General features: G+C 56.0%; 25 protein-coding genes. 7 read left to right on the forward strand and 18 right to left on the reverse strand.

Annotated features, from left to right (window positions below):
• Window positions 1–172: 172 nt before the first annotated feature.
• Both phoR and phoB read right to left on the reverse strand, forming a co-directional pair.
• A complete protein-coding gene (phoR, locus tag ACMYSP_RS07435) occupies window positions 173–1,468 on the reverse strand; it encodes a phosphate regulon sensor histidine kinase PhoR (RefSeq protein WP_434586193.1) in 1,296 nt (431 codons plus the stop codon).
• 21 nt (window positions 1,469–1,489) lie between these two features.
• Window positions 1,490–2,179, reverse strand: a complete 690-nt coding sequence (gene phoB / locus ACMYSP_RS07440) for a phosphate response regulator transcription factor PhoB (protein WP_123755653.1) — start codon at window positions 2,177–2,179, stop codon at window positions 1,490–1,492.
• A 411-nt stretch (window positions 2,180–2,590) separates the two neighbouring features.
• Here phoB and sbcD point away from each other — a divergent pair, with 411 nt between their 5' ends.
• Window positions 2,591–3,793: an exonuclease subunit SbcD gene (gene sbcD / locus ACMYSP_RS07445; RefSeq protein WP_434586194.1), complete on the forward strand. Its 1,203-nt coding sequence runs from the start codon at window positions 2,591–2,593 to the stop codon at window positions 3,791–3,793.
• A complete protein-coding gene (gene sbcC / locus ACMYSP_RS07450) occupies window positions 3,790–6,924 on the forward strand; it encodes an exonuclease subunit SbcC (protein WP_434586195.1) in 3,135 nt (1,044 codons plus the stop codon). The genes sbcD and sbcC overlap by 4 nt, the downstream gene beginning before the upstream one ends.
• Before the next feature lie 59 nt (window positions 6,925–6,983).
• Here the strand turns inward: sbcC and mak are convergent, their stop codons facing one another.
• The gene (gene mak, locus ACMYSP_RS07455; protein WP_434586196.1) at window positions 6,984–7,889 is read right to left on the reverse strand and encodes a fructokinase; all 906 of its coding nucleotides are present in this window, start codon (window positions 7,887–7,889) and stop codon (window positions 6,984–6,986) included.
• Between the two features lie 91 nt (window positions 7,890–7,980).
• Between mak and rdgC the strand changes: the two genes are divergently transcribed.
• Window positions 7,981–8,892, forward strand: a complete 912-nt coding sequence (gene rdgC, locus ACMYSP_RS07460) for a recombination-associated protein RdgC (protein ID WP_123756215.1) — start codon at window positions 7,981–7,983, stop codon at window positions 8,890–8,892.
• 65 nt (window positions 8,893–8,957) lie between these two features.
• Here rdgC and ppnP read toward each other — a convergent pair whose 3' ends face one another.
• The 3 genes from ppnP to aroL all read right to left on the reverse strand — a co-directional run bounded on the left by ppnP (window position 8,958) and on the right by aroL (window position 10,873).
• Entirely contained in the window at window positions 8,958–9,242 is a 285-nt protein-coding gene (gene ppnP / locus ACMYSP_RS07465; protein WP_434586197.1) for a pyrimidine/purine nucleoside phosphorylase, read from the reverse strand.
• A gap of 87 nt (window positions 9,243–9,329) precedes the next feature.
• Window positions 9,330–10,007, reverse strand: a complete 678-nt coding sequence (locus ACMYSP_RS07470) for an AroM family protein (protein WP_434586198.1) — start codon at window positions 10,005–10,007, stop codon at window positions 9,330–9,332.
• A gap of 305 nt (window positions 10,008–10,312) precedes the next feature.
• Window positions 10,313–10,873, reverse strand: coding sequence for a shikimate kinase AroL (gene aroL, locus ACMYSP_RS07475; protein WP_434586199.1), 561 nt, complete (start codon window positions 10,871–10,873; stop codon window positions 10,313–10,315).
• A gap of 336 nt (window positions 10,874–11,209) precedes the next feature.
• Between aroL and ACMYSP_RS07480 the strand changes: the two genes are divergently transcribed.
• Window positions 11,210–11,890 carry a DUF2076 domain-containing protein gene (locus tag ACMYSP_RS07480; protein WP_434586200.1) on the forward strand — a complete coding sequence of 227 codons (681 nt, stop codon included), beginning with the start codon at window positions 11,210–11,212 and terminating at the stop codon, window positions 11,888–11,890.
• Here ACMYSP_RS07480 and ACMYSP_RS07485 read toward each other — a convergent pair.
• Entirely contained in the window at window positions 11,887–12,345 is a 459-nt protein-coding gene (locus ACMYSP_RS07485) for a YaiI/YqxD family protein (RefSeq protein WP_434586201.1), read from the reverse strand. The genes ACMYSP_RS07480 and ACMYSP_RS07485 overlap by 4 nt on opposite strands.
• A 115-nt stretch (window positions 12,346–12,460) precedes the next feature.
• Between ACMYSP_RS07485 and proC the strand changes: the two genes are divergently transcribed.
• Window positions 12,461–13,270: a pyrroline-5-carboxylate reductase gene (gene proC / locus ACMYSP_RS07490; RefSeq protein ID WP_434586202.1), complete on the forward strand. Its 810-nt coding sequence runs from the start codon at window positions 12,461–12,463 to the stop codon at window positions 13,268–13,270.
• A 68-nt stretch (window positions 13,271–13,338) separates the two neighbouring features.
• Here the strand turns inward: proC and psiF are convergent, their stop codons facing one another.
• The 7 genes from psiF to ACMYSP_RS07525 all read right to left on the reverse strand — a co-directional run bounded on the left by psiF (window position 13,339) and on the right by ACMYSP_RS07525 (window position 20,469).
• Window positions 13,339–13,659, reverse strand: a complete 321-nt coding sequence (gene psiF / locus ACMYSP_RS07495) for a phosphate starvation-inducible protein PsiF (RefSeq protein WP_434586203.1) — start codon at window positions 13,657–13,659, stop codon at window positions 13,339–13,341.
• A 91-nt stretch (window positions 13,660–13,750) separates the two neighbouring features.
• On the reverse strand, window positions 13,751–15,181 hold the full coding sequence (gene phoA / locus ACMYSP_RS07500; protein ID WP_434586204.1) for an alkaline phosphatase: 1,431 nt from the start codon (window positions 15,179–15,181) through the stop codon (window positions 13,751–13,753).
• Between the two features lie 209 nt (window positions 15,182–15,390).
• A complete protein-coding gene (gene iraP / locus ACMYSP_RS07505; RefSeq protein ID WP_434586205.1) occupies window positions 15,391–15,651 on the reverse strand; it encodes an anti-adapter protein IraP in 261 nt (86 codons plus the stop codon).
• A 228-nt stretch (window positions 15,652–15,879) separates the two neighbouring features.
• Window positions 15,880–16,872 carry a DNA-binding transcriptional regulator IdnR gene (gene idnR, locus ACMYSP_RS07510; protein WP_434586206.1) on the reverse strand — a complete coding sequence of 331 codons (993 nt, stop codon included), beginning with the start codon at window positions 16,870–16,872 and terminating at the stop codon, window positions 15,880–15,882.
• A 65-nt stretch (window positions 16,873–16,937) separates the two neighbouring features.
• Complete coding sequence (locus ACMYSP_RS07515; RefSeq protein WP_434586207.1) at window positions 16,938–18,227, reverse strand: MFS transporter; 1,290 nt, start codon at window positions 18,225–18,227, stop codon at window positions 16,938–16,940.
• 107 nt (window positions 18,228–18,334) lie between these two features.
• The gene (gene idnO / locus ACMYSP_RS07520) at window positions 18,335–19,099 is read right to left on the reverse strand and encodes a gluconate 5-dehydrogenase (protein ID WP_434586208.1); all 765 of its coding nucleotides are present in this window, start codon (window positions 19,097–19,099) and stop codon (window positions 18,335–18,337) included.
• A 170-nt stretch (window positions 19,100–19,269) separates the two neighbouring features.
• Window positions 19,270–20,469: a multidrug efflux MFS transporter gene (locus tag ACMYSP_RS07525; RefSeq protein WP_434586209.1), complete on the reverse strand. Its 1,200-nt coding sequence runs from the start codon at window positions 20,467–20,469 to the stop codon at window positions 19,270–19,272.
• A gap of 313 nt (window positions 20,470–20,782) precedes the next feature.
• Here ACMYSP_RS07525 and ddlA point away from each other — a divergent pair, with 313 nt between their 5' ends.
• Window positions 20,783–21,880, forward strand: a complete 1,098-nt coding sequence (ddlA, locus tag ACMYSP_RS07530; RefSeq protein ID WP_434586210.1) for a D-alanine--D-alanine ligase — start codon at window positions 20,783–20,785, stop codon at window positions 21,878–21,880.
• 55 nt (window positions 21,881–21,935) lie between these two features.
• Here ddlA and ACMYSP_RS07535 read toward each other — a convergent pair whose 3' ends face one another.
• Window positions 21,936–22,139: a DUF2754 family protein gene (locus tag ACMYSP_RS07535; RefSeq protein ID WP_123755638.1), complete on the reverse strand. Its 204-nt coding sequence runs from the start codon at window positions 22,137–22,139 to the stop codon at window positions 21,936–21,938.
• Window positions 22,140–22,393: 254 nt separating this feature from the next.
• Between ACMYSP_RS07535 and ACMYSP_RS07540 the strand changes: the two genes are divergently transcribed.
• The gene (locus tag ACMYSP_RS07540) at window positions 22,394–22,696 is read left to right on the forward strand and encodes a DUF2755 family protein (RefSeq protein WP_434586211.1); all 303 of its coding nucleotides are present in this window, start codon (window positions 22,394–22,396) and stop codon (window positions 22,694–22,696) included.
• Here the strand turns inward: ACMYSP_RS07540 and ACMYSP_RS07545 are convergent.
• The 3 genes from ACMYSP_RS07545 to ACMYSP_RS07555 form a co-directional block, all read right to left on the reverse strand.
• Window positions 22,693–23,820, reverse strand: coding sequence for a DUF1615 domain-containing protein (locus tag ACMYSP_RS07545; RefSeq protein ID WP_434587035.1), 1,128 nt, complete (start codon window positions 23,818–23,820; stop codon window positions 22,693–22,695). The two genes, ACMYSP_RS07540 and ACMYSP_RS07545, sit on opposite strands and share 4 nt — an antisense overlap.
• 37 nt (window positions 23,821–23,857) lie before the next feature.
• Complete coding sequence (gene sbmA / locus ACMYSP_RS07550) at window positions 23,858–25,078, reverse strand: peptide antibiotic transporter SbmA (RefSeq protein WP_434587036.1); 1,221 nt, start codon at window positions 25,076–25,078, stop codon at window positions 23,858–23,860.
• A gap of 118 nt (window positions 25,079–25,196) precedes the next feature.
• Window positions 25,197–25,709 carry an isochorismatase family protein gene (locus tag ACMYSP_RS07555; protein ID WP_434587037.1) on the reverse strand — a complete coding sequence of 171 codons (513 nt, stop codon included), beginning with the start codon at window positions 25,707–25,709 and terminating at the stop codon, window positions 25,197–25,199.
• Window positions 25,710–25,737 lie beyond the last annotated feature (28 nt).

The following is a 25,737-nucleotide window of genomic DNA, read 5'->3' on the forward strand; positions in this document are numbered from 1 at the left end:
CTGACTCTACATTGTCACCCAAAACTATTCACCATATTGATAGAAAACCCATGGCTAATCATGCGAACAAAAAAGCAGCAGGCGTTCATTAATTACGCGGGGAAAAAGTGACTGCAAACGAAAATGACCAGCCGAAGCTGGTCATTGGCAAGTAATGCTGACAGGCAGGCGATCAGGCGCTTTTTTTGGCAATTAAACGTTCCGGGAGCAAGAAGCTAAACCGCGTCCCTTTGCCCGGGGTACTCTCAATTTCCAGTCGACTGTCGTGATGATTGACCGCATGTTTGACGATAGCCAGCCCCAGGCCGCTGCCGCCGGTCTGGCGCGAACGGGCTTTATCGACGCGATAAAACCGCTCGGTCAGACGCGGAATATGCTCCGGCGCAATACCGGGGCCATTATCCTCGACGCTAAACAGCGCGCCGTGCGGCGCCCGCTGCCAGCTAACGGTAATCTCCGTTCCGGCGGGCGTATGGTTAATGGCGTTATACACCAGGTTGGATATCGCGCTACGCAGCTGCTCTTCGTTGCCGAGCACCTGCAGGCCGTCATCCACCGCGAAATGCAGGCTGTGCTTCTGCTGGCTAAGGGTCTGAGCTTCGCGCTCCACCACCCGCAGCATCATCGGCACGTCAATTTTGTCATTCATCGCCAGAGTTGGTGCGGCTTCAATACGCGACAGAGTTAACAGCTGTTTGACCAGCCCTTCCATGCGCTGAGTTTGCTCGCGCATGGTATGCAGGGCTTTCTCGCGCGTCATCCCTTCCAGCACCTGCTCCTGCATCATCTCCAGATAGCCCTGCAGCACCGTCAACGGCGTGCGCAGCTCATGGCTAACGTTGGCAAAAAAGTTGCGTCGCGCCCCTTCAAGCTGGTGCATCTGCGTGACGTCGCGTGCCACCATCAGCCACTGTTTGTCGCTGTAGGGCATCACGCGGATCTCCAGATGGCGAGCCGTGTTCAGCACCAGATTGAGAGGTTTGGAGAAGTCTCTGTTTTTGAGGTAGTTGGCAAATTCAGGGTAACGCAGAAGGTTGAGAATGTTTTGTCCGCTGTCGTCCGGCCAGCGCAGATTCAGGATCTGCTGCGCCAGGCCATTACACCAGAAGATGGCACCCTCCTCCGTCGTCAGCACCACCGCATCAGGCAACGACTCGGCCCCGCTACGAAAGCGTTTGATCAGGCTGCCCAGCTCGCGTCGGCGCTTTTTATTACGCATCTGCATCTGGTGGAGGCCATACAGCAACGGTTCCCAACTGCCGCTCCCCGGCGGCGGCGTCATGCTGCGGTCAACCCACAGCCACCACGACAGGCGCATAAGGTTCCAGAAATGCCATATCAGCAGGCCCGTCACCGCCGCTAACAAAAACCACGGCAGGTGACCAAAAATCGCCCCAAGGATCAGGGCCGGTATACAACATAAGAAAAGCTCAAGCGCCAGCCTTTTCCATGACAGCCGTTCCAGCACGGTTCACACTCCTGTCGATATTCAGAAACGAGCGGAGAAACGATACCCCGTGCCGCGAACCGTTTGTACCATCCGGTCATGGCCGCTAAGTTCCAGCGCTTTACGTAGACGACGAATGTGCACATCCACCGTTCGGTCTTCTACATACACGTTTGTCCCCCAGACATGGTTCAGCAACTGTTCTCGGCTGTACACACGTTCCGGGTGAGTCATAAAGAAATGCAATAATTTAAATTCCGTTGGCCCCATGTCCAGCGGACTTTCACCGGTCATCACGCGATGCGAAGAAGGGTCGAGACTAAGCCCTTGCATTTCAATCACTTCTTCTACCGCCATCGGCGAAATTCGACGCATCACCGCTTTGATGCGCGCCACCAGCTCTTTCGGTGAGAAAGGCTTGGTGATGTAATCGTCGGCCCCGGTTTCCAGGCCACGAACGCGGTCTTCTTCTTCGCCGCGCGCGGTCAGCATCACCACCGGAATATCCCGGGTCATCGCTTCGCGCTTCAGCTGTTTAATAAACTGCAGACCCGACCCGCCCGGCAACATCCAGTCAAGGAGAATCAAATCAGGCCAGGGTTCATTGAGTTGATTCACCGCACTGTCATAATCTTCCGCCTCGACGGGCTGAAAGCCGTTTTGCTCCAGAACAAAGCAGACCATTTCGCGGATCGGAGCTTCATCTTCAACGACCAGAATTCTTCTCGCCATTATTTACCCTGTGTTTTTTAGCCATCAGTATAGAGTGCGGCGTCATTATGCGTCAGTTTTGTGACAGATTTATGAAAAAAATGACCGTCTGATGATCGTAGATTTCGAATGATGACAAGGAGTAACCGACAATCCGATCGCGGCTCGGGGAGGCAACCTGAAGGATGAAGAATATATACCCAAAATTATTCGAGTTGCTTGTAGGCAGCAAGGCCGTGACAAATCGGTATTAACCGATTTGAACAGCGCTTGCGCTGGCCCGAAGGGTGAGCCTCATCATCAATGAGGCTCATAATCCCCAGGAGCTTACTCAGGTAAGTGACCGGGGTGAACGGGTGCAGCTAACACCCAAGCAACTTGAAGGATGAAGGGTATAATGCGCTCATGCTTTTTCGTCAGGAAAAAATCATTATGCGCATCATTCATACCTCTGACTGGCACCTGGGTCAGAATTTTTACAGTAAAAGCCGTGCCGCCGAACATTCGGCCTTTCTCGACTGGCTGCTGTCCATTGCCCAGCAGCACGAGGTCGATGCCATTATTGTCGCCGGCGATATTTTTGATACCGGATCGCCACCCAGCTACGCCCGCGAACTGTATAACCACTTTGTGGTGCAGCTTCAGCAGACCGGCTGCCAGCTGGTGGTGCTGGCCGGCAACCATGATTCGGTCGCGACCCTGAATGAATCCCGCGACATCCTGGCCTTTTTGAAAACCACGGTGGTGGCCAACGCGGGCCATGCCCCCTTTATCCTGCCCCTGCGTGACGGCACTCCCGGCGCTGTTTTTTGTCCGGTGCCTTTCCTGCGCCCACGCGAGCTGGTCACCAGCCAGGCCGGCCATTCCAGCGGCGAGAAGCAACAGCAGCTGTTAATCGCTATCAGCGACTATTATCAACAGCAGTATCAGCAGGCCTGTGCCCTGCGCGGCGACCGGCCGCTGCCGATCATTGCCAGCGGCCACCTGACCACCGTCGGCGCCAGCAAAAGTGATGCCGTACGCGATATCTATATCGGCACCCTGGAAGCGTTCCCCGCCAGCCATTTCCCGCCGGTTGACTATATTGCACTCGGTCATATTCACCGGGCGCAGTTGGTCGGCGGCAACGAACATATTCGCTATAGCGGCTCACCGATTTCTCTCAGCTTTGACGAGACCGGAAAAAGTAAAAGCGTCAATCTGGTGATGTTTGCTGACGGCCATCTGACAGACGTTAGCCCGCTGACGGTGCCGGTTACCCAGCCGTTAGCGGTCCTGAAAGGCGATTTCGCCAGCATCAGCGAGCAGTTAGGCCAGTGGCGTGACGCCCCGGCAGACCCCGTCACGTGGTTGGATATTGAAATCACCAGCGACGAATATTTGCATGATATCCAGCGTAAAATTCAGGCCCAGGCCGATGACCTCCCGGTAGAAGTGCTGCTGGTCCGCCGCAGCCGCGCCCAGCGCGAACGGATCCTGGCCGGAGAGCGCCGCGAAACGCTCAGCGAATTACGGGTAGAAGAGGTGTTTGAACGCCGTCTGGCACAGGAAACGCTGGAAGAGACGCAGCAGCAGCGCCTGAAGCAGCTGTTTAACGAAACGTTGCATAGCCTGCACGGTGAGGAGCACCTGTGAAAATTCTGAGTTTGCGCCTGAAGAATATCAACTCGCTGAAAGGCGAATGGAAAATCGACTTCACCGCTGAACCGTTCGCCAGCAACGGACTGTTCGCCATCACCGGGCCAACCGGTGCGGGGAAAACCACGCTACTGGACGCCATCTGCCTCGCGCTGTATCACGAAACCCCGCGGCTGAGCAGCGTCTCACAATCGCAAAACGATCTGATGACCCGCGACACCGCCGAGTGCCTGGCGGAGGTGGAATTCGAGGTCAAAGGGACGGCCTATCGCGCTTTCTGGAGCCAGAATCGCGCCCGTAACCAGCCGGAAGGCAACCTGCAGGCCCCGCGCGTTGAGCTGGCCCGCTGCGACGATGGCCAGATCCTCGCCGACAAAGTCAAAGATAAGCTGGAGCTTACCGCCTCACTTACCGGGTTGGATTACGGCCGTTTTACCCGCTCAATGCTGCTTTCTCAGGGCCAGTTTGCCGCCTTCCTTAACGCCAAACCCAAAGAGCGTGCGGAACTGCTGGAGGAGCTGACCGGTACCGAAATCTACGGTCAAATCTCAGCTCAGGTGTTTGAAAAGCATAAACTTGCCCGCAGCGAGCTGGATAAACGCCAGGCGCAGGCCTCTGGCGTGCTGCTTCTGAGCGCCGAACAGCAGCAGGCGCTGCAACAAAGTTTGCAAGCACTTACTGATGATGAACATCAACTCGTGAGTGAACAAACTCGCCTGCAAACCACCCTGCAGTGGCTGCTGCGCCAGCAAGAGCTGAGTGCGGAAGCCACCCAGGCCCAGCGTCAGCTACAGGAAGCGCAGCAGGCGCTGGAGCAGGCTCAGCCGCAGCTTTCTACCTTACTCAAAGCCCAGCCGGCAGAGCAGATGCGCCCGCTGTGGAACCGCGAGCAAGACCAGACCAACGCGCTGGCGCACACCCGCCGTCAGGTGGAAGAAGTAAACACTCGCTTACATGGCCAACTGCGGCTACGGGCGGGGATTCGCCTTGCCGCGAGCCAGCAGTTGACCCAGCTGCAGGCCGCCCAGCACACCCTCACGGCGTGGCTGCAGGAGCACGACCGTTACCGCCAGTGGGGAAACGCCCTGGCAGGCTGGCGAGAGGCATTCGCACAGCAGGCTCGCGAAGAACAGCAGCACGCGCAACTGCAGCAACGGCTGGTCGACACCGAACGCACCCTGGCCGGCCTGCCCCCGACAACCCTGACGCTGGATGCCGGCGAGGTCAGCGCCAGCCTGGCACAGCACGCCGCCGCCCGCCCGCTACGCCAGCAGCTCTCTACGCTGCATAGCCGCCTGCTGCCGCTGCGCCAGCGCCAGCAGCAGTTGCAAACCGCCGGCCAGGCTCGTCAGCAGGAGCAGGAGAAGCTCGAAACGACGCTGGCCCAGCGCCGTCTGGCTTATAAAGAGAAAAACCAGCAGTTCAGCGATGTGAAAGCCATTTGCGAGCTGGAAGCCCGTATTGCCGGGCTGGAAGAAGAACGCGCGCGCCTGCAGCCCGGCACACCGTGCCCGCTCTGCGGATCCAGCGAACATCCTGCCGTCGCGGAATATCGGGCGCTGGAGCCGGGAGTTAACCAGGCCCGCCGGGATAGCCTCGAACGCGAGGTAAAACAGCTGGCTGAAGAAGGCGCCCAGCTGCGTGGTCAGCTGGAGGCGTTGCTAAAACAACAGCTTAAAGAGAAAGAGGAGCTGGAATCCCTTCTCCAGCAGGAGCAAGCACTTACATCACAATGGCAGAGCACCGTCAGCGCGTTGCACTGTGAACTGCAGCCGCAGGACGATATTCCCGGCTGGCTGGCGGCGCAGGAAGAGCGTGAACAGCAGCTGTACCAGCACCAGCAGCGGCTGGCCTGCCAGGCACAACAGCAGGCGTTCCAGCAGCAGCTGCAGCAGAGCCTGCAGAGTCAGGAACAGCGCCGGGTGCAGTTGACAGCGGAACTGGCGCCTTTCGCCCTCACTCTTCCACAGGCCGATCAAGCGACGGGCTGGCTGGCGCAGCGGGAACAAGAGACCCGTGAGTGGCAGGAAAAACAGAACCAATCCGTCGCCCTTCAGGAGCAGCTTCAGCAACTGACCCCGCTGCTGGAAACCCTGCCGGAGTCCAGCGAGGCCGCCGAACCTGCGCCGCTCACGGGCTGGCGCCAGGTCCATGACGATTGCCTGGCCCTGCAAAGCCAGTGGCAAACCCTGTGCCAACAGGAGAGCCAGCAGCAGCAGGCGCTGCTGGAGACGCAGAACCAGCTCGCCGCCGCATTAGCCAGCAGCCCGTTTGCCGATCGTCAGGCGTTCCTTGACGCCCTGCTCGACGCCGACACTCGCCAGCATCTGGAGCAGCGTAAGCAGGAGCTGGAAAGCGCCTTACAGCAGGCCAGTGCTCTCTCCCTGCGCGCCCGCGACGCGCTGAACCAGCATCAACAGCAGCCGCCGGCAGAGGTCGACACCACCCAGCCGCTGGAACCGGTACAGACTCGCCTGCAACAGCTGGCGCCGCTGCTGCGGGAGAATAGCGCGCGTCAGGGGGAAATTCGCCAGCAGCTGAAGCAGAACACCGAGAATCAACAGCGCCAGCAGGCACTGCAGCAGGAGATCGCGCTCGCGACCCAGCAGCTGGAAGACTGGGGATGGCTGAATGCGCTGATCGGTTCAAAAGAGGGGGATAAATTCCGTAAATTCGCCCAGGGCTTAACGCTGGATAACCTGGTGTGGCTGGCGAACCACCAGCTTAATCGTCTGCACGGGCGCTATCAGCTGCAGCGTAAGGCCAGCGAAGCGCTGGAGCTGGAGGTCGTGGACACCTGGCAGGCGGACGCCGTTCGCGACACCCGCACCCTGTCCGGCGGTGAAAGCTTCCTGGTCAGCCTCGCGCTGGCGTTGGCGCTCTCCGACCTCGTCAGCCACAAAACGCGGATTGACTCGTTGTTCCTCGACGAAGGGTTCGGCACCCTCGACAGCGAAACCCTCGATACCGCGCTGGATGCGCTGGATGCCCTTAACGCCAGCGGAAAAGTCATTGGCGTGATAAGCCACGTCGAAGCCATGAAGGAGCGGATCCCGGTACAGATCAAGGTGAAGAAAATTAATGGGCTGGGCTACAGCCGGCTGGAAAAGGCCTTTGCCGTAGAGTAACGGTCTGGCGTCTCCCCCTGCTAATAACAGCGCCGGGGGAGACGCCCGTCACTCGCGGGCTACAGCGGCCACAGCCACGCCGCGCCGCGCACACCGCTGGAATCACCATGCAGCGCTTTACGGATTGGCGTTTCGCATTCGCCGCCAAATACCCACGGTTTCACGCGCTCAGGCACCGTCTGATAGAGGCGCTCGACGTTGCTCATTCCGCCGCCCAGTACGATCACATCCGGGTCAAGAATATTGACGATATGGGCCAGCGACTTCGCCAGCCGCATCTCGTAGCGCGTGAGCGCCAGCTCCGCCAGCGGATCCTGCTCGTCCACCCGCTGCATAATCGCACTGCCCGGAAGCCCCTGACCGCTCAGACGCTGATAATCGGTGGCAAAACCAGTGCCGGAAATAAAGGTTTCAATGCACCCTTGTTTACCGCAGTAGCACGGCACCTCGGCGCGATAACGCAGTTCATCTTCATCCATCCACGGCAGCGGGTTATGCCCCCACTCCCCTGCAGTACCGTTGCCGCCGATGTGGGCGCGTCCATTGATCGCCACGCCCGCGCCGCAGCCGGTCCCGATAATCACCGCAAACACGGTCTGCGCCCCGGCAGCGGCGCCGTCCACCGCTTCCGAGACCGCCAGGCAGTTGGCATCATTGGCCAACCGCACTTCGCGGTTCAGCCGCTGACTCAGATCGCGGTCAAACGGCTGACCGTTGAGCCACGTCGAGTTGGCGTTTTTCACCACCCCGGTATAGGGCGAAATCGACCCGGGGATCCCGACCCCGACGCTGCCGCGTTCCCCGGTAGCCTGCTCCGCCATCTCAACCAGCGTGGCGATATTCTCAATGGTCTGACGATAATCCTCCCGCGGCGTGGGCAGGCGGTGGCGAAATAGCTGTTCTCCCCGGTCACTCAGGGCAATGACTTCTGTTTTTGTTCCACCCAGATCAATACCAATACGCACAGTAGGCTCCTCTCCCCGATTAACAATGCAAGCATAGCGACAATTCGCTATCATGCCCGCTGGATTTAACGACAACGCCGTGGAAATTATCATGCTGTGGTTCAAAAATTTAATGGTTTACCGTCTCAGCCGCGACATTTCATTGCAGGCCGAAGAGATGGAAAAACAGCTGGCCGAGCTGACATTTACCCCTTGTGGTAGCCAGGATATGGCGAAAACCGGCTGGGTATCGCCGATGGGATCGCACAGCGACGCGCTGACGCATACGAACAACGGACAGATCCTGATCTGCGCGCGCAAGGAAGAGAAGATCCTGCCATCGCCGGTAATCAAACAGGCGCTGGAAGCCAAGATCCTCAAGCTGGAAGCCGATCAGGGCCGTAAGCTGAAAAAAACGGAAAAAGATTCGCTGAAAGACGAAGTGCTGCATTCTCTGCTGCCCCGTGCTTTTAGCCGCTTCAGCCAGACCATGATGTGGATCGATACCGTCAACGGGCTGATCATGGTGGATTGTGCCAGCGCGAAGAAAGCGGAAGATACGCTGGCGCTGCTGCGTAAAACGTTAGGCTCGCTGCCGGTGGTTCCGCTGACGCTGGAAAACCCGATCGAGCTGACGCTGACCGAATGGGTCCGTTCCGGTACCGTCGCGCAAGGTTTCCAGCTGCTGGACGAAGCCGAACTGAAAGCGATGCTCGAAGATGGCGGCGTGATCCGCGCCAAGAAGCAGGATCTGGTCAGCGACGAGATCGCGGTGCATATTGAAGCCGGGAAGGTCGTGACCAAACTGGCGCTCGACTGGCAGCAGCGGATCCAGTTCCTGATGTGTGACGATGCGTCGATCAAGCGCCTGAAGTTCTGCGATGAACTGCGCGATCAAAATGAAGACATCGACCGGGAAGATTTTGCCCAGCGCTTCGATGCTGACTTTATTCTGATGACCGGCGAACTGGCGGCCTTGATTCAAAATCTGGTGGAAGGTCTGGGCGGCGAAGCGCAGCGCTAATTAGCCCTGAGCAAACCCGAAAGATCGGCTAAAACACCTTCCTGCGATGGCAGGAAGGTGAGTCATCACAGATAGCGGCACAGATAAGAGGTTGCTTCAGCCACCTGCAGATGGAACTCGCTGCTGCCCGGAACGTTGAATACTTCACCCGCAGAATAGACTTTCCACTCGGTTTCCCCTGGCAGCAGCACATTCAGCGCACCGCTCACGACCGTCATCTCTTCCGGCTGTGCGGTTCCGAAGGTATATTCCCCTTCCGCCATCACCCCGACGCTTGCGCGACCGGTGCTGCTGCTGGTGAAGCCAATAGATTTCACTTTTCCGTCGAAGTATTCATTACTTTGAAGCATAAACAAGCCCTTATGATCTTTTGTTGAAGTCTCAATATAGGGGGCGCTCCTTGCCCCTGTCACGCAAAATTACGTGCGTGCAGCATGTTAAATTAATAGTTCTGCCGCCAGCCGCGAAACCAGCACATTTGACAGCAAAACCGGGACATTCAGCGCTTTTTGCAATACGTCCCGATGATGCTGATGGTAGCCCAGGCAATCCAGCACCAGCACATCAGCCCCCTGCTCCAGCAATTCCCGCCCGGCCATCAGCAAATCGCTATCGCTGCCGTCGATCGGGTTGGCTAAGGCGTAGTATGGCGCGTTCTCCAACGCCAGCCATTTTTGCTGCTGCATGGGCAACACCTCCTCGACGGGCACAATCACCCCCACCTGATGGCCCTCAACGATCGATGCCACCAGCGGCGGAATAATCCGCTGCGGCTCCAGTAAAATGGCGTTGCTCGCCGTCAGGCCGCTGAGCATTTCTGAACTCAAAAACAAAATAACGTCATATTCTTGCCGGTCGAGCATGGCGATCACATGCTGTAAATCCCGCTCGACCTTCTGGCGGGAAACCTCCGCCAGTTGGTTATCATTCAACAGCGTCAGCAGACACTCATCGCCGGAATCCACGGCGTAATCTTCCATCACATCTTCACGCGTCATTTTGCCTAACAGACTAATATGTGTGATCTGATCTTCCCTGATATGTTCGGTTAATAGCGGCAGGACTTCCCCTACCGGAACCACGCCAACGCTTAAAATTGCCATCGTTGTACTCATATCACATACCTTTTCACCACCACTGCTTCAGCACAGGCTTACCGCAAACCACATTCGCCCCCTTGTTGGCTAAAAAACAACCGTTCAGAAGCGTAGCAGCTTACTCCCCATGCGGAGTGTAAAGATTGAGACGCCTTCAGCGCGTTGCTGAAAAATCCGCGTCTTAGGTATTCATTAACCCTACTGATGAATGAAAAATGTGACAGATGCCCGGTATTCTTGTTGTCAGAAAGGATCCCGGGTCTGGAGATAACAAAGCAGAGGGAAGCGGAGTCGCCACAGCGAGCGCCTGCGGCTCGAATGGCTTATTGCTCGCGTGCCGCCTCGACGCACGGGGTCTGTGGGAGAGCAGAGAGTGGGTGCAGAGTTGCCAGAATTTGCCTGACGACCTCATCCGGCGTCGCGGTGGCATCGATAATATGATGCGCGGTTGCGCGGTACAGCGCTTCTCGTTGCGCCAGCACTTCACCGACTTCATCACGCACCGGCTTACCGGTCAGCGTAGGCCGCTGTTCCGCTTTGGGGTATGCTTCCAGCCTGTCGATCAGCGCCGACACCGAGGCCTGGAGATAAATCACCACGCCGTTTTCCCGCATAAACTGCCGGTTGCCTTCAGCCAGCACAATACCGCCACCGGTCGCCACCACCGTTTGTGGCCGGGTGACCGCTTTCAGTGCCTCGGACTCCAGCTCACGAAAACGCGCCCAACCTTCTTGTTCAACGATAGCCGCGACCGTGCGCTGCTCACGCTCCTGCAGCGCATGATCGGTATCGGTAAATGGGTAATTACACGCCCGCGCCAGCGCATGGCCGACCGTCGTTTTACCGCAGCCGCGTGGCCCGATGAGAAAGATTGGCAGTGTCATTACCGAAGACCCCCTGGTTCCGCGTTTTGGCGGGAAAATGAATGCGAAAAGTCAGCCATGATACCTGCAAAATCGCCCAACCATAACCGTAAAATAAACGTTACGTTAAAATAACACACTCCCCTCAGCTCTTATGGCTAAAGGATTTGATGTGTAAACCTATCATTGCATTATGTGTTATTCCATATTTACTTGCTGTTGCGGATTATTTTTCCACCACGAGCTGGCGTAAACGGTAACACATTTATGCACAGCTTTACGCAACAACATATTTACAGCATGGGTCAATCGGACGCACTCTGACGCTAAACGACCAGTATGACAGAGGAAAGTACCATGCAATCTGAAGAGCAACGCCTTATCGATGGACTGTTTTCCCGCCTCAAAGAGGCCGGAACGCAGAGCGCAGCGCGCGATGCCAGTGCCGAGGAGCGGATTGCGCAACATCTGAAAGAGCAGCCTGCTGCCCCCTATTACATGGCGCAAACCATCCTGATTCAGGAAGCCGCGATTAAGCAGCTCAACGACCGTATCCAGGCGCTGGAAAGCCAGGTCAGCCAGCTGCAGGCGGCTAAACCGAGCAGCGGCGGCTTCCTCGCCGGCCTGTTTGGCGGCAGCCAGAGCCGCGGCGCGGACCCGATTCCCGGCGCGGAACAATATGGCCGCCCGCAGGCGCAATATGCCCCACAGATGCCACAGCAAAACGTCGCGGCGCAGGCGGCACGTAGCGGCGGCGGCTTTATGGCCGGCGCGCTACAAACGGCAGCGGGTGTGGCAGGCGGCGTAGTGCTGGGTAATATGCTGACCAATATGTTCAGCGGCTCCCATCCGCAGGAGATCGTCAATATTATCGAAGAGAATCCGCAGCCCGATCTCAGCCAGACCCAGGACGCGGCCGATCCATTCCGCCAGGAGGATAATCAGTTCCTCGCGGATAACAACACCTACGACGACGATTTCGACGCGGGTTTCGGCAACGACAACGATTTCAGCGGCGATGACGACAGCTGGGTCTAACCCTGATCGCGTTTCGTCTCTAGCAGCCACTTTTCCAGCGCGGCGGCAAATTGTTGCCGGTCGCGCTGCGATAAACTATCCGGGCCGCCGGTTTGCACGCCGCTGGCCCGCATCGTTTCCATAAAATCACGCATTGTCAGGCGTTCACGAATTGTCGCTTCACTGTAGCGCTCACCACGCGGATTCAGCGCGGCTCCCCCTTTGGCCAGCACTTCCGCCGCCAGTGGAATATCCGCAGTAATCACCAAATCACCCGGTTCACACAGCCGAACGATTTCGTTATCGGCCACATCAAATCCCTGCGGCACGCGCATCGTGCGGATCACCCGTGATGGCGGCACCCGTAGCGCCTGGTTAGCGACCAGCGTCATCGGGGTTTGTGTACGCTCCGCCGCGCGGAACAATATTTCTTTAATGACGTTCGGACACGCGTCCGCATCAACCCAAATAGCCATGTCGGCTCCTGTCGATGAAAAAGTGAGTGATCATTGTCACCTGCTTTTGTCTCCCAGAAAAGCGCCAGAGTGATAAGCTAGTGGCGAACGATAAACTAAGCAAAGAGGAATGGTGATGGAGAAGAAAATTGGCTTTATCGGCTGCGGGAATATGGGTAAAGCCATTCTGGGCGGTTTGATCGCAAGCGGGCAGGTACAGCCGGGGCAAATTTGGGTCTATACCCCATCGCCGGACAAAGTGGCGGCCCTGCACGACCAGTACGGCATCAATGCTGCTCAGAGTGCCCAGGAAGTGGCCCAGGTGGCGGATATTGTCTTCGGTGCAGTAAAACCGGGGATCATGGTTAAAGTACTGAGCGAGGTCGCCTCAAGCCTCAATAAAGACTCGCTGATTATCTCTATTGCTGCCGGTGTGACGCTCGATCAGCTGGCGCGAGCGCTGGGCCACGACCGTAAGATCGTCCGTGCGATGCCTAACACGCCCTCGCTGGTCAACGCCGGTATGACCTCCGTCACCCCTAACGCGCTGGTCACCAGCGAAGAAATCGCCGAAGCGTTGACGATCTTCCGCTGCTTTGGCCAGGCGGAAATTATTGCCGAACCGATGATCCACCCGGTAGTGGGCGTCAGCGGCTCTGCGCCAGCCTACGTCTTTATGTTTATCGAAGCGATGGCGGATGCCGCAGTCCTCGGCGGAATGCCGCGCGCCCAGGCGTACAAATTCGCCGCTCAGGCGGTGATGGGCTCGGCCAAAATGGTGCTCGAAAGCGGAGAACATCCGGGTACCCTGAAAGATATGGTCTGCTCGCCTGGCGGGACCACCATCGAAGCGGTACGAGTGCTGGAAGAGAAAGGATTCCGTTCTGCGGTGATCGAAGCGATGGTGAAATGCATGGAAAAATCAGAAAAACTGAGCCGTTCCTGATCCCTGTCGTCATATCGGGTGAGGCCAGGCCTCACCCGTTGCCGTAGGTTATGTCGGTCTCAGACGCATCAGACCTGTTTTTTCAGGCAGGCGCTCATAAACTTATTACGATCGTCCCCTTTCAGAGACTGCTGAGTGGCCTGCGAGTTACATTCGCCCATTTTTTGCTGCTGAGGCGTCAACGCTTTACCGTCCTTCGCCGGGGCGTCTTTCTTCAGACACTGGCTCATAAACGTTTTACGCTCATCCCCCTTCAGCGCTTTCGATGAGGCCTCTTTGTTACAGACCGTCATTTTTTGCTGCTGGGGCGTTTGCGCTTTCTCCGCGGCACTCACCGCTGTCACAAAGATCAAACCAAAAAGTAGGGTTACAAGAAATGTTATTTTCATTACACCATCCTTCTGTCAGTCAATCTCTGTAAGTCTGGTCGCTGATGACAAAAATACCAGCCGATAGCGACAATTCGCTACCGGCATTAGGTTATTTGAGGCCCAGCGCGTCCTTCATGGTGTAGAACAGATCGGTTTGATCGGTTAAGCCCACCACGTTTGCCGCATGAGGACCATAGGCGGCAATACGCAGCTGCGTGCCGGTATGTTCCATCGAGGCTTCTTCAGAGTTGCCGTAGCTGATGACCATCACCGCACCATCTTTGGTGGTTAAGGCCTGGGTCAGGCCGGGTGCTTTAGTCTCTGCCGGGATAATCTGGCTGGCGTGAGCATGGTCAGCGGTAACAATGACCAGGGTATTGCCCTCTTTTTTGGCAAACTCCAGCGCTTTCTGTACCGCTTCGTCCAGGTCAACGGTTTCGCCGATCTGGCCGCACGGATTCGCCGCATGGTCCTGTTTATCGATGGAGGCGCCTTCCACCTGCAGGAAGAATCCTTTCTCGTTAGTGCTCAGCAGATCGATCGCTTTTTCAGTCATCTGCGCCAGCGTCGGAACGGAGGCATCGCGTTTGTCGTTCGGAGTACAGGTCACCGCTGGCTTATCGATATTGCCGTGGAAGGAGGCTTTCGGCCCTTCCCAACGTACCGGCATGTTGCCATCAGAGAACAGACCCAGCAGCGGTTTGTCCTGATTTGCTTCACGTACGGCGGCCAGGGAGCTGGCGTCGGTGACCATCTGGTAGCCGCGGGCTACGGCCTGGTCGTGCAACGTTTTTCCCTGCCATTCGCCGGCGGTGGCGGTTTCTGCGAAGGTTTTGGCCCCGCCACCTAAAGTGACGTCGGCGCGAGCATTAAGCAGCTGTTCAGTGATTGAACCTTTCCCGCCCTTCTCCAGCGCATTGCTGGCGCATTTTTCACTGGTCACGCTTGGACCATAGCATTTCCGCGAGGTGACATGGGCGACCAGCGCTGCTGGCGTCGCGTCTTGCAGTTCTGCGGTGGAGACGTTACCGGTGGCCAGGCCAGCGGCTTTGGCCATTTCCAGGATCGTCGGGTGATCTTTTTCATGGATATCGACCCCCAGCGCGCCATTATAGCTTTTCACGCCGGTGGTCCAGGCGGTAGCGGATGCCGCAGAGTCAGTCACGTAATCCGGTTTACCGGTTTTCTTGTCCAGAGAATAGTGGGTGTACTGGCCGGTTAGCGGCAGGGCATCAATCCCTTTAAAGAAACCGCCCGCGCCTTCGGCATAATTGCGTGCGGCGGTAATTTCTGAATCACCCATCCCGTCGCCAATCAGCAGAATAATATTTTTTGCCGGCCGGTTGATTAACGAGGCCTGTAGTGCGGCGGTCTGATCGCCGCTTAACCGGCGTGCACCGCCAGGCGTGGTGATATCGCCCTGAGCGGCACGATTTTCCAGAACCGGGGCTGCAGTTGTTTCGGCATGAATAGCCGTGGAGCCTAGCAGAGGTAACAGGGCAATAAATATCACACTTAATTTCACTTTAGTCTTCTCCATGTGTGCCCGTCATTCTTCAAGCGGCATAGGTGTTGTCTGCACCCGCGCCCCCAACCACTTACCGGTGTAAGCCCAGGGGATTTGCGGCCTTGCCGCCTTTATGCAACTTGAATTATTTAGGGTATAAAAATATTCAAAATCAAAACGAAGAAGACTTTATAAAAGTGTTGTGACAGTAAAATGACGGCATCCGTGTCCGATCAAAAGAACTAGCTACGCGGATGCCGCAACAGCTTTTTTATATATTGCTGCAACCGTTGCGCATCGCGATCGTCCACCAGCGGGCCGGGGCTGGCCTGGGCAATAGCGTCCTCAATATCATGAATTAATGCCTGCTGCTTGTCCTGTGCCATATGGCGCAGTAACGCTGTTACGACAACTTCCAGCGCCTCAACCTGCACCGTCAGTTCCTTTGCCTCTTCTTCCTTTTGAGCCAGATTCACCAGTAGTTCGGCAATGAGATTCTTCACAGCACGGTATCCTTATGCGAGTTCCATTATTCGCTAGTTATGTCATACATTCGCCGTTGGATACCAGTATTATTTTTTAAAAATGATTCCTGATCCCGCATAATAATAAGCGAAACGTTTTGCTCTTTCGGTGAAGCACCAAGAATAAACTCAACACCAGAGAAATACGTTTCATAAAAAAAATTCAATAGATAATAATAAAAAAATATATTGCGATTTCGTTGGTAATTATAACGTATCGCCATAATAAATCTGGTAAGCCATATTCACGCTATCTGCCGCGTCTTTACCGGCAAGCCGGGCAATGAGTATTTCACTCGCCGTTTTCCCAATGTCATAACGCGGAGTAATGACGCTGGCAATTTTTTGCAGGCGTGCGCGACCAATTTCCAGCCCGTGGAAACCGGCAATCGCTATCTTCTCCGGGACGGCAATGCCCTGTGCCTGACACTCCAGCAGCACGCCGACCGCCAGATCGTCATTGGTACAAAAAATCGCGTCAATATCCGGGTGCGAGTGCTGCATTTGCAGGAACATCTGGCGACCCAGCGCCACCGACGAGATACTGCGCGGCGTGATGTGATATGCCTTCAGACCATAGGCCGCCACGGCGCGTTCGGTGCCGCGAAAACGGCTCAGATCGCGAGGGTCGTCCATCGAACCAAAAAAGGCGATTTTTCGTTTACCGCTGTCGAGGAAAGCGTTGGTCATATCCCAGCCGGCTTTCTCGTTATCAAACCCGACCTGAATATCGAGGGGCTGCCCACCGATATCCATCAGCTCCGCCACCGGGATCCCGCTGGCGCGGACATACTGAATCATGCGCTCGCTGTGCTGCGTTCCGGTCAGAATCAGCCCGTCAATGTTGTAGGAGAGCAAATTGAGCACTTCGCGCTCTTCACGCTGCGGATCATAGCCGTAGTTGGCAATCAGGGTCTGATACTGGTGGGCGGAGGTGACGGATTCAATCCCGGCGAGGACATCGGCGAAAATCTGATTCCGGAAGGAAGGGATCAGCACGCCGATTGTTTTACTGCGTGCATTGAGCAAAATTTCCGGCGCCCGATTGGGAATATAGTTATGCTCTTCCATGATTTTCGCAATCAGTTCGCGGCTGCGCTGCGACACCTGGCCTGGGTCTCTTAAATAACGGCTGACCGTCATTTTATTCAGTCCGGCCAGGTTGGCGATATCCTGTAATGTCATCCGGTTGTTTTTCATCGGGTTCTCTGCGACAAACGACTCATATGCTCGCAGAGAACCTTACCACAGGCGCTTCGTTTCTGTTAACCCGCAAGCTTATTTGTGGTCATTAACGCCGGCGTGCGATCGTCATTGGCCCGCACGTTGTACATCAACACCACCGAGGCCAGCAGCGCGATAGCCATAAAGGTATATGAGGCACCAGGCCCGCCCATCACGCCATTCAGGTAGCCCACCAGCCAGGCACCCAGGAAAGCGCCCAGCGCGCCAAAACTGTTGATAAGCCCCATCGACACCCCGGAGACGTTGCGTGGCAGCAGCTCAGGAATAAGTGCGAAGAACGGTCCGTATGGGGCATACATGCAGGCGGCGGCGATCACTAACAAGGCGTAGGAGAACCAGAATGCGTGGTCACCGATCAGCCAGGAACCAAAGAATGCCAGCGCGGCAATCAGCAACAGCGGCCAGATGAACAGTTTACGGTTCTGGAACTTATCCGAGAGCCAGGAGACCGTCAGCATCAGGCAAATTGCCGCCAGGTACGGCACCGCTGCCAGCCAGCCTACTGCCACGATATCCATCTGCGCTGCATTTTTCAGAATTGACGGCATCCACATCATGAAGCCATATACCCCGATACTCCACAGAGCATGGACGGCGCACAGCATAATGACATTACGTGAACGTAGCGCCTCACCATAGTTACGTACCGGCTTAATCGCGCTCTGCTCGCGGTCCATCGCTTCCTGCAGCGCCTGCTTCTCCCCGGCATTCAACCAGGAGACTTCCTCGGGCTTATCCCTGACCAGGATCCACCAGCAAACGGCCCACAGCACCGCCGGAATGCCTTCAATAATAAACATTTCACGCCAGCCCCAGGCCTGAATCAGGTAGCCGGAGACGATGGACATCCAGAGCACCGTCACCGGGTTACCAAGGATCAGGAAGGTATTGGCCCGGGAGCGCTCGGTTTTGGTAAACCAGTTGCTGATATAAATCAGCATCGCCGGCATAACCGCCGCTTCCACCACCCCGAGAATAAAGCGGATAGCCATTAACATCGGAATATTGCTGACGAACCCGGTGGCCGCCGCGCAGCAGCCCCATAAAATCAGACTGACGAATATCATTTTCCGCACGCTGCGTTTTACGGCATATATCGCACCGGGAACCTGGAAAAAGAAATAACCCAGAAAAAATAATGCACCAATTAGTGACGCGGTACCTTTGGTAATACCTAAATCATTTTCAATACCTGCCGCAGCGGCAAAACCATAATTCGCGCGGTCGAGATAGGCCAGACTATAGGTAATAAATATAATCGGCATTAAATACCACCAGCGGCGCGCTGGTAATTTGGCGAGCATTTGCATATGCCATCCTCAGATTAACGATGTAATCAAATGGGTTTAATTATTCTGGGTTTCACCGTATATCAGGCAGGCAGAGCTGCCCGATACACGACAACACGGTTACACGGTTACACGGCGGCGAGCATCCCGCCATCAACAAACAGCAGATGGCCATTAACAAAATTTGCCGCCGGGGAGGCCAGATACACCGCGGCGCCAATTAACTCTTCCGGTTTTCCCCAGCGGGCGGCCGGGGTGCGTTGATATAACCAGGCAGAAAACTCCGGGTCATTCACTAATGCGCTGGTCATCTCCGTTGCAAAATAGCCAGGGGCGATACCATTAACCTGAATATTATATTCCGCCAGCTCCACACACATGCCGCGGGTGAGCATTTTTACCGCCCCTTTCGATGCGGCATACGGCGTAATGGTCTTACGTCCTAATTCACTCTGCATGGAACAAATATTGATAATTTTACCGCCCCGGCGCGCCATCATATATTTCACCACCTGCTGTGAGACCAGAAATACGCCTTTCTGGTTGACCTCGATTACCTGATCCCACTCTTCTTCAGGAAATTCACTAAACGGATAGCGGCGCTGGATCCCAGCGTTATTGATCAAAGTATCAATCGGCCCGATCTCTGCTTCGATGTGGCCGATGGCCCGCTCGACTTCGACACGGCGGGTGACATCAAAGGCTACCCCCGTCGCACGGTACCCGAGGGCGACCAGCGCCTCAGCCGCACGATCCGCTTTCTCCTGAGTACGGTCATTAATAATCACCTCCGCCCCGTACTCGGCTAATCCCTCGGCCAGCAGGTTACCAATCCCCCGGGCGGAGCCGGTAATCAGGGCACGCTTGCCGGATAAATCGAATAGATTTTTCATAGAAATGTCTTTTTCTGTGACTGTTATGCGTAACTGTATACGCGTAACAGTAGAAAATTAAAGCATACCTGAAGGGAAAATGATCAATTTGTGATCGGTGATGCATTTGCGGGAGGAAACGATCTCGCCACGGCATTTACGCTCTCGCGTAAACGCCGTGGGAAGCAGTATTACGCGGCGGTACGGCGGCTGCGGCGCAACATCACGGCCAGCTGCCAGAGGTTAATCAGCACGATAATGGCGGTTGCAATAAACACCCAGCGGAAACCAGCCATCGCCGAGACCGAGGCGCCAATCAGCGGGCCGACGACGTTACCGAGGTACATAAACGACTGGTTATAGCCGAAGATGCGCCCGGTGACGTTATCGCTGCAGTACTTGAGCAGCAGGGTTTGTACCGCGGGCAGCATCGCGCCATCGGCAAAGCCCAGTAAAAAGCGCAAAATCCCTAACTGCAGCGGCGTAGTGACAAACGACATGGCGAAGAACATCACTACTGCGCAGCCCAGCGTCGCCAGTAAAATTCGTGAGGTACCGATCCGATCGCCAAGTTTGCCCAGACGCGGCGCGGATATCAGCGCGGAGACCCCCGGCACTGCGGCAATCATCCCGGCAAGAAAGGCGATATTGTTGCTGTCCGGCGCCATCGATTTGATAAACAGCGCCAGAATAGGCCCGATGGAGCCATTGCAGAGCTGGATCACCAGGGTGGTGAAGAACAGGCTAATGACCAGCCCAGGGTACGGCAGCGAGGCAAATACTTCCCGGCCGCTTAAGCGGTCGGCTTTGCTGGTTTGCGGGCGGACCCCTTCTTTAATCAGGAACAAAGTGACAAGGAAACTCACCGTCAGCAGGATCGCGGTGATGAAAAACACCGCCCGCAGGCCAACGTGGTCGGCGAGAAAACCGCCGAGCAGCGGCCCACCAATCACGCCGCTGATTTGCGCGGTGGAGAGCGTACTGAGCGCCCAGCCGCTGCGCTCTCGCGGAACCTGAGAGGCCACCAGCGCCATGGCATTCGGGATATAGCCAGAGGTCAGCCCCATTATCGCGCGCAGAATAAACAGCTGCCAGACGTTGGTCGCAAAGGCCTGGAGCAGAATCGCAATCGCCATGCCGAGGGAGGCACGCAGCAGCATCAGCTTGCGCCCTTTTCGATCCGCCAGGCTGCCCCACATGGGGGAGACAATCGCCGACACGAGGAAAGTGACGCTAAACGTCAGCCCCGACCACATTGACAGCGCCTCATGCGAAGTCACGCCGAGCTGAGAAACATAGAGCGGCAAAAAGGGGAGAATTTGACTGATCGCCAGACCGGTAAAGAAACAACCGAACCAGACGGAGATAAGATTGACCTTCCAGGATTCCATAACTACACGTATTCATTAATTTTTTGTGAATTATTATCTAGCTTAGCAATTTCCTGGCGGCGACGTATTACCAGAGATGCGCTGACGATGAGTTTAGTGCTTTATCGTCCAATACGTTATTTCGTCGGGGAAAATAAGCACCAACCGGCCAACCCTCAGCGTGTTGTGCTGAGACCACCCCACCAACGGACCCGGGAGCCGATTCAACGCACAGCTTTTAACCCCCTGCTTTCAGAGAGTGAGATTCTGGCAGCCATGCCGTCATTTCACATGCTATGTTATGTGCTTTGATGTTATCTGGATGGAAGTTGAAATGGCTAAGATGAGGGTTGGGATCGTTTTTGGCGGCAAGTCGGCAGAACATGAAGTGTCGCTGCAGTCAGCGAAGAATATCGTGGAAGCGATTGATAAAACGCGCTTTGACGTGGTTCTGCTCGGAATTGATAAACAGGGACTCTGGCATATCAACGACGCCGGTAACTACCTGTTAAACCCGCAGGATCCAGCCCGTATCGCGCTACGTCCTTCAGACGTCACGCTGGCGCAAATCCCAGGTCGTGAGGCACAGCAGCTGATCAATGCCGACAGCGGGCAACCGCTGGCCGCCATCGACGTGATTTTCCCGATCGTTCACGGCACCCTCGGAGAAGACGGCTCACTGCAGGGTATGCTGCGCATGGCCAACCTGCCGTTCGTCGGTTCCGATGTGCTCGGCTCCGCGGCCTGCATGGATAAAGACGTGACCAAGCGTCTGCTGCGCGACGCCGGGCTGTCGATTGCCCCATTCATCACCTTAACCCGCGCCAACCGTCAGCAGCTCAGCTTCGCGCAGGTGCAGGGAAAACTGGGCCTGCCGCTGTTTGTCAAACCTGCGAATCAGGGTTCATCGGTTGGTGTCAGCAAGGTAAACAACGAAGCGCAATATCAGCAAGCGGTAGATTTGGCCTTTGAATTCGACCATAAAGTTGTCGTTGAACAAGGAATTAAGGGGCGTGAAATTGAATGTGCGGTACTGGGCAACGACTATCCGCAGGCCAGTACCTGTGGCGAAATCGTTCTCAACAGCGAGTTCTACGCCTACGACACCAAGTATATTGACGATCAGGGAGCCAAAGTGGTGGTTCCTGCCGCTATCTCTGACGCAATCAACGATAAGATCCGTGAAATTGCCGTGCGTGCTTATCAGACGTTGGGCTGCAGCGGCATGGCGCGCGTCGATGTCTTCCTGACCCAGGACGATGAAGTCATCATCAATGAAATCAACACCCTGCCAGGGTTTACCAACATCAGCATGTATCCGAAACTGTGGCAGGCCAGCGGGCTGGACTACACCAGCCTGATCAGCCGCCTGATTGAACTGGCGCTGGAGCGCCATGCGGCAGACCGCGCGCTCAAAACATCAATGAACTAATGTGCTTCCCGGGTAGCGGCGCGTGTCGCCCTACCCGGACTGTCCTCAGCCTGCGCTAGGCCTCTTCGGTCTGGCGACGACGAATAATCTTCCCCGCGATCCAAAAGCTAATCACCCAGGTCACCAGCCCGACGGCATAGGATTGCCAGCCCTGCGTTTCAAACCCCACCAGCCCGACCACGCCGTTCAGAATAAAAATTAACCCCAGCGCAAACGCATAGTAATGCCAGTCACGGCGGATTTTTTCAGTGAGTTTCATAACCACTCCGACAACAAAAAACGCATCTTCGCACAGCCGGAATTCGCGGTCTGTAGCGGCGCGGAGAATTATCAAACATTGGGATGCCGCTCTACTTTTCGCAGCCTGGTCTTCAGCAGGATGCCGGGCAAAAAACAGGACTATTCCTGGTCGGAAATTAGCAGCAATCTGATACTGCCTGCGCGCGCTCGCTGCCAGAATCATCGACATGCTGCTATGTAAAGGCAGCAGCTCAGTGAGGTTCGGAGGGTTAAATGGCTGAATTCGCCTTTTCAAAATCTATTTTTAGCAGCAAAAAAAGAGGGGCCATCACCAGCAGCAATATCGCCTACACCCTGTTTGTCCTGTTCTGCTTCTGGGCTGGCGCGCAAATGTTAAGCATGCTGGTGCATGCTCCTGGCGTTTTTGAGCACCTGATGCAAATCCAGGACAACAACGCACCGCGCATCCAGATTGGCCTGGCGGTGGGGACATTGTTTGGGCTGATCCCTTTTCTGCTCGGCTGCATGCTGATTGGGGTGTTAGGGCTTATCCTGCGCTGGAGCAACAACCGCTAGCGGCGCGCCATACAACTGGCGCGTCGTTCATCTACCCGCTTGGCAAACCACGCCGTCGTCAGATTACGCGTAATTTTAGGACTCTCAAGCTGGATCCCAGGCAGTATCTCGCGCGGCAGCGCTTTGCCGGCTTTCTTATCCGCCAGACGGAAAACCTGCTGATAGAGATCGGTTTTTTCAAACGCCAGGCTGTCGCCCTGTTTCAACTGACGGTGGATATCATCATCGCTCATCTTCAGGGACCCGGCTAAGCGGCGTACCGCCAGCTCCGTCGTTCCTGCTTCATCGCTATCATAACGAATGAGATCGCCATCCAGCGCCAGCTTCACGCCAGTCGCCTTACTGACCGCATTCTGGAACGCGGCATTCCGACTGGCGTACCAGCCAGCGTTGAAATCGGCAAAGCGGTATAACGGTACGCTATAATTCGCCGGGTAGTTGAGCAGATGATAGGTCCCAAACCACAGGCCACCGCGCAGGCTGAACACCTCCTGACGCACGGTCCCGTCGATTTTCCACGGATAGCCATCGGTATGCTGTTGGGCGAAGGCAATGCTCACCTGCATCGGGCCACCGGTGTGTACCGGGTTGAGTGAGCCAAACAGTTTCTGCCCCATCGGCACCATACCGATAAAATCATCAAACACGGCGCTGAGCTGTTTCTCCGTTTTCACGCTGTCCAGCCGCTCGCTGTAGCTCTTGCCGTTGGGCGAAGAAATTTTCAGCGCGGTATGCACGAGGAACACCGGGATGTGCAGTTTCTCAGCCCGGCGGTCGATCTCCTGCCAGGCAATTTTATTGAGCCCTGGCACCGCCGGATCCGATTGATAGTTGGATTCCTGCTGGGCGACAGCCAGCACCGAGCAGACGTTCTCTTCCGTCGGGGCCAGCTTCTGGCTCTCAAAAGCTTTGGCTATCGCCTGCGCCCATTGCTCCCTGTCTTTGACGCTGGCGGGCATTTTCTGCCGCACCACCGTCGCCACGTCAACGGCCTTTTCACCCTCTTTCAGCACCGGCGCCTGCTGGCTGGTACAGGCGCTGAGGATCCCCCCGGCTAGCAGCGTCAGCGCGCACGAAACACGACGTGGTACCGCGGTGGTCCTGCACTTTCCTTGTCTACGCATCATCCTTCAGTCTGCCTCTGTCATGGGGGTTTCAGGGTTAACTCAACGTTTGGGTCACTGGCTGCAGATCTTTACCGTCGAGTTCGCGCTCAAAGCTGCGCAGACGTTTGTAGATGGACATCAGTTCCACCAGCGTGGTCCACGAGCTAATCAGATACTGGAACGAACCGCGTACCTGACCGAAAACGTTGGTGATCTGCGTCATCAGACCCAGCGTTATGGTACCGGCAACAATCGACGGAAACAGCAGGAACAAACCGAAAACGTTATCCACCTGCAGGTACAGAATCCGCGCGATGTTGAAGTACATGTAGTGGAAATAGAGGCGGAAATAGTTGCGACGCACGGCGCTGAACAGCTCCCGCACCGTCGGCGGCGTAGCGCGCGCGGCATCATCTTCCCCGTACACCAGCTCTTTACGATACGCCGCTTCGACACGCTGGTTTTTAAATTCCAGCCCCGGCAGCTTGATCCCGACCACCGCCAGCAAGCCAGTCCCCATCAGGGACCACACGATCGCCGCAATCACCAGGCCATAGGGCAGATGGCCGACAATCGGCAGATCCGGCACATGTTCGGACAGGGTTACCAGTACCGGCAAGAAGGCAATCAGGGTCATGACAGCGTTGATAAAGCTGACGCCCATATCTTCAAGGGTGGAGGCAAAGCGCATGGTATCTTCCTGCACACGCTGGGCAGCACCTTCGATATGACGCAGATGATGCCAGTGCGCCATATAGTGTTCGTTCATCGCCGTACGCCAGCGGAAGACATAGTGGCTGACGAAGAAGTTGTTCATCACCCCAATGATTACCGCAATGATGGCAATCCCGAGGAACACGCCAATTTCCTGATAAAACTGGTTAATGCTGACCTTATGCGGCGTCGCCAGGGCGGTCTGGATAAGATCGTAGAACGGCGCATACCAGGCGTTAATCGCCACCCCGACTTCTACCAGGAACCAGGTGACAAAAATAATCAGCGAGGTCCCGAGAATCGACCAGTATTGCCAGCGATGCGGGCTATAAATAAACCAGAACAGAGCAAAAATACCCACGCAGAGCGCATAGTAAGCGTAAAAGACCAGATAGTTCAGCGACCAGAAACGCGCGGCACTGATGGCAACGTTCTGCGAGGCTCCGGTTAAACGCAGCAGCCAGTCACCTCCTCCCGCCTGCCAGAAGATCACGGCAATCAGCGACCAGACAAGAACTGAGAGAAAAAATGGCCCCGGTTTGGGGAAAAAAGATTTAAACATCATGTACTCCTGCTAACTGCTTTATCATTCTGGCTATGCTGTGTACCACGAGTATACCTGCTGCATAGTGGCGGCAGCCGTGGAAAGTGGTTGGGTGATAAGACCGAAAATCAGTGGCTTAGTTCGTCCGCCATTCAGTCAGAATTGTTTCTACGGGTTTCACATGTAAAGGATTGCCGGGTACGGTTAAGGTACGCCAGACGTCGTTGTAGTGGTCGATGAGTATTTTAGCCGGCGCAGCGGGACGATTGGCCGTGGTGTGCGCATCTTCGGCAACGGTGATGGCATAGCCGCGACTGGCGCCATTTTTGATGGTGGTATCGACGCAATAATCAGTCGCGCAGCCACAAATCACGAACTGCTGGATCCCCTGCTCGCGCAAGACCTGTTCAAGTCGAGTGTTATAGAAGGCATCGCAGGCTGTTTTGGTGACATGAATGGAGTCTGCAGGGTGTTCCAGCTCCGCCAGCAGTGCAAACCCGTCACTGCCCTCCTCCAGACCGCCGTCCTCAGCATGCTGAATAAAAATAACGCGATCCGCGGCGCGTATCAGATGGTTAATCTGGGTAACGCAGCGCTCACGCTCAATGCGCGGCGTCGCAAAAACGCCATTTTGCATATCAACTACCATTACCACCCGTTGAGCCGCCATTTTTCTC

The organism is Klebsiella sp. R390, assembly GCF_051131745.1.
Lineage (GTDB): Bacteria > Pseudomonadota > Gammaproteobacteria > Enterobacterales > Enterobacteriaceae > Klebsiella.

Bases quoted from the DNA above. Each gene is read 5' to 3' on its own strand.
- phoB (WP_123755653.1), bottom strand. From the start codon at position 2,179: ATGGCGAGAAGAATTCTGGTCGTTGAAGATGAAGCTCCGATCCGCGAA.
- sbcD (WP_434586194.1), top strand. From the start codon at position 2,591: ATGCGCATCATTCATACCTCTGACTGGCACCTGGGTCAGAATTTTTAC.
- rdgC (WP_123756215.1), top strand. From the start codon at position 7,981: ATGCTGTGGTTCAAAAATTTAATGGTTTACCGTCTCAGCCGCGACATT.
- ppnP (WP_434586197.1), bottom strand. From the start codon at position 9,242: ATGCTTCAAAGTAATGAATACTTCGACGGAAAAGTGAAATCTATTGGC.
- ACMYSP_RS07470 (WP_434586198.1), bottom strand. From the start codon at position 10,007: ATGAGTACAACGATGGCAATTTTAAGCGTTGGCGTGGTTCCGGTAGGG.
- aroL (WP_434586199.1), bottom strand. From the start codon at position 10,873: ATGACACTGCCAATCTTTCTCATCGGGCCACGCGGCTGCGGTAAAACG.
- ACMYSP_RS07480 (WP_434586200.1), top strand. From the start codon at position 11,210: ATGCAATCTGAAGAGCAACGCCTTATCGATGGACTGTTTTCCCGCCTC.
- ACMYSP_RS07485 (WP_434586201.1), bottom strand. From the start codon at position 12,345: ATGGCTATTTGGGTTGATGCGGACGCGTGTCCGAACGTCATTAAAGAA.
- proC (WP_434586202.1), top strand. From the start codon at position 12,461: ATGGAGAAGAAAATTGGCTTTATCGGCTGCGGGAATATGGGTAAAGCC.
- psiF (WP_434586203.1), bottom strand. From the start codon at position 13,659: ATGAAAATAACATTTCTTGTAACCCTACTTTTTGGTTTGATCTTTGTG.
- phoA (WP_434586204.1), bottom strand. From the start codon at position 15,181: ATGGAGAAGACTAAAGTGAAATTAAGTGTGATATTTATTGCCCTGTTA.
- idnR (WP_434586206.1), bottom strand. From the start codon at position 16,872: ATGAAAAACAACCGGATGACATTACAGGATATCGCCAACCTGGCCGGA.
- ACMYSP_RS07515 (WP_434586207.1), bottom strand. From the start codon at position 18,227: ATGCAAATGCTCGCCAAATTACCAGCGCGCCGCTGGTGGTATTTAATG.
- idnO (WP_434586208.1), bottom strand. From the start codon at position 19,099: ATGAAAAATCTATTCGATTTATCCGGCAAGCGTGCCCTGATTACCGGC.
- ACMYSP_RS07525 (WP_434586209.1), bottom strand. From the start codon at position 20,469: ATGGAATCCTGGAAGGTCAATCTTATCTCCGTCTGGTTCGGTTGTTTC.
- ddlA (WP_434586210.1), top strand. From the start codon at position 20,783: ATGGCTAAGATGAGGGTTGGGATCGTTTTTGGCGGCAAGTCGGCAGAA.
- ACMYSP_RS07535 (WP_123755638.1), bottom strand. From the start codon at position 22,139: ATGAAACTCACTGAAAAAATCCGCCGTGACTGGCATTACTATGCGTTT.
- ACMYSP_RS07540 (WP_434586211.1), top strand. From the start codon at position 22,394: ATGGCTGAATTCGCCTTTTCAAAATCTATTTTTAGCAGCAAAAAAAGA.
- ACMYSP_RS07545 (WP_434587035.1), bottom strand. From the start codon at position 23,820: ATGCGTAGACAAGGAAAGTGCAGGACCACCGCGGTACCACGTCGTGTT.
- sbmA (WP_434587036.1), bottom strand. From the start codon at position 25,078: ATGTTTAAATCTTTTTTCCCCAAACCGGGGCCATTTTTTCTCTCAGTT.
- ACMYSP_RS07555 (WP_434587037.1), bottom strand. From the start codon at position 25,709: ATGGTAGTTGATATGCAAAATGGCGTTTTTGCGACGCCGCGCATTGAG.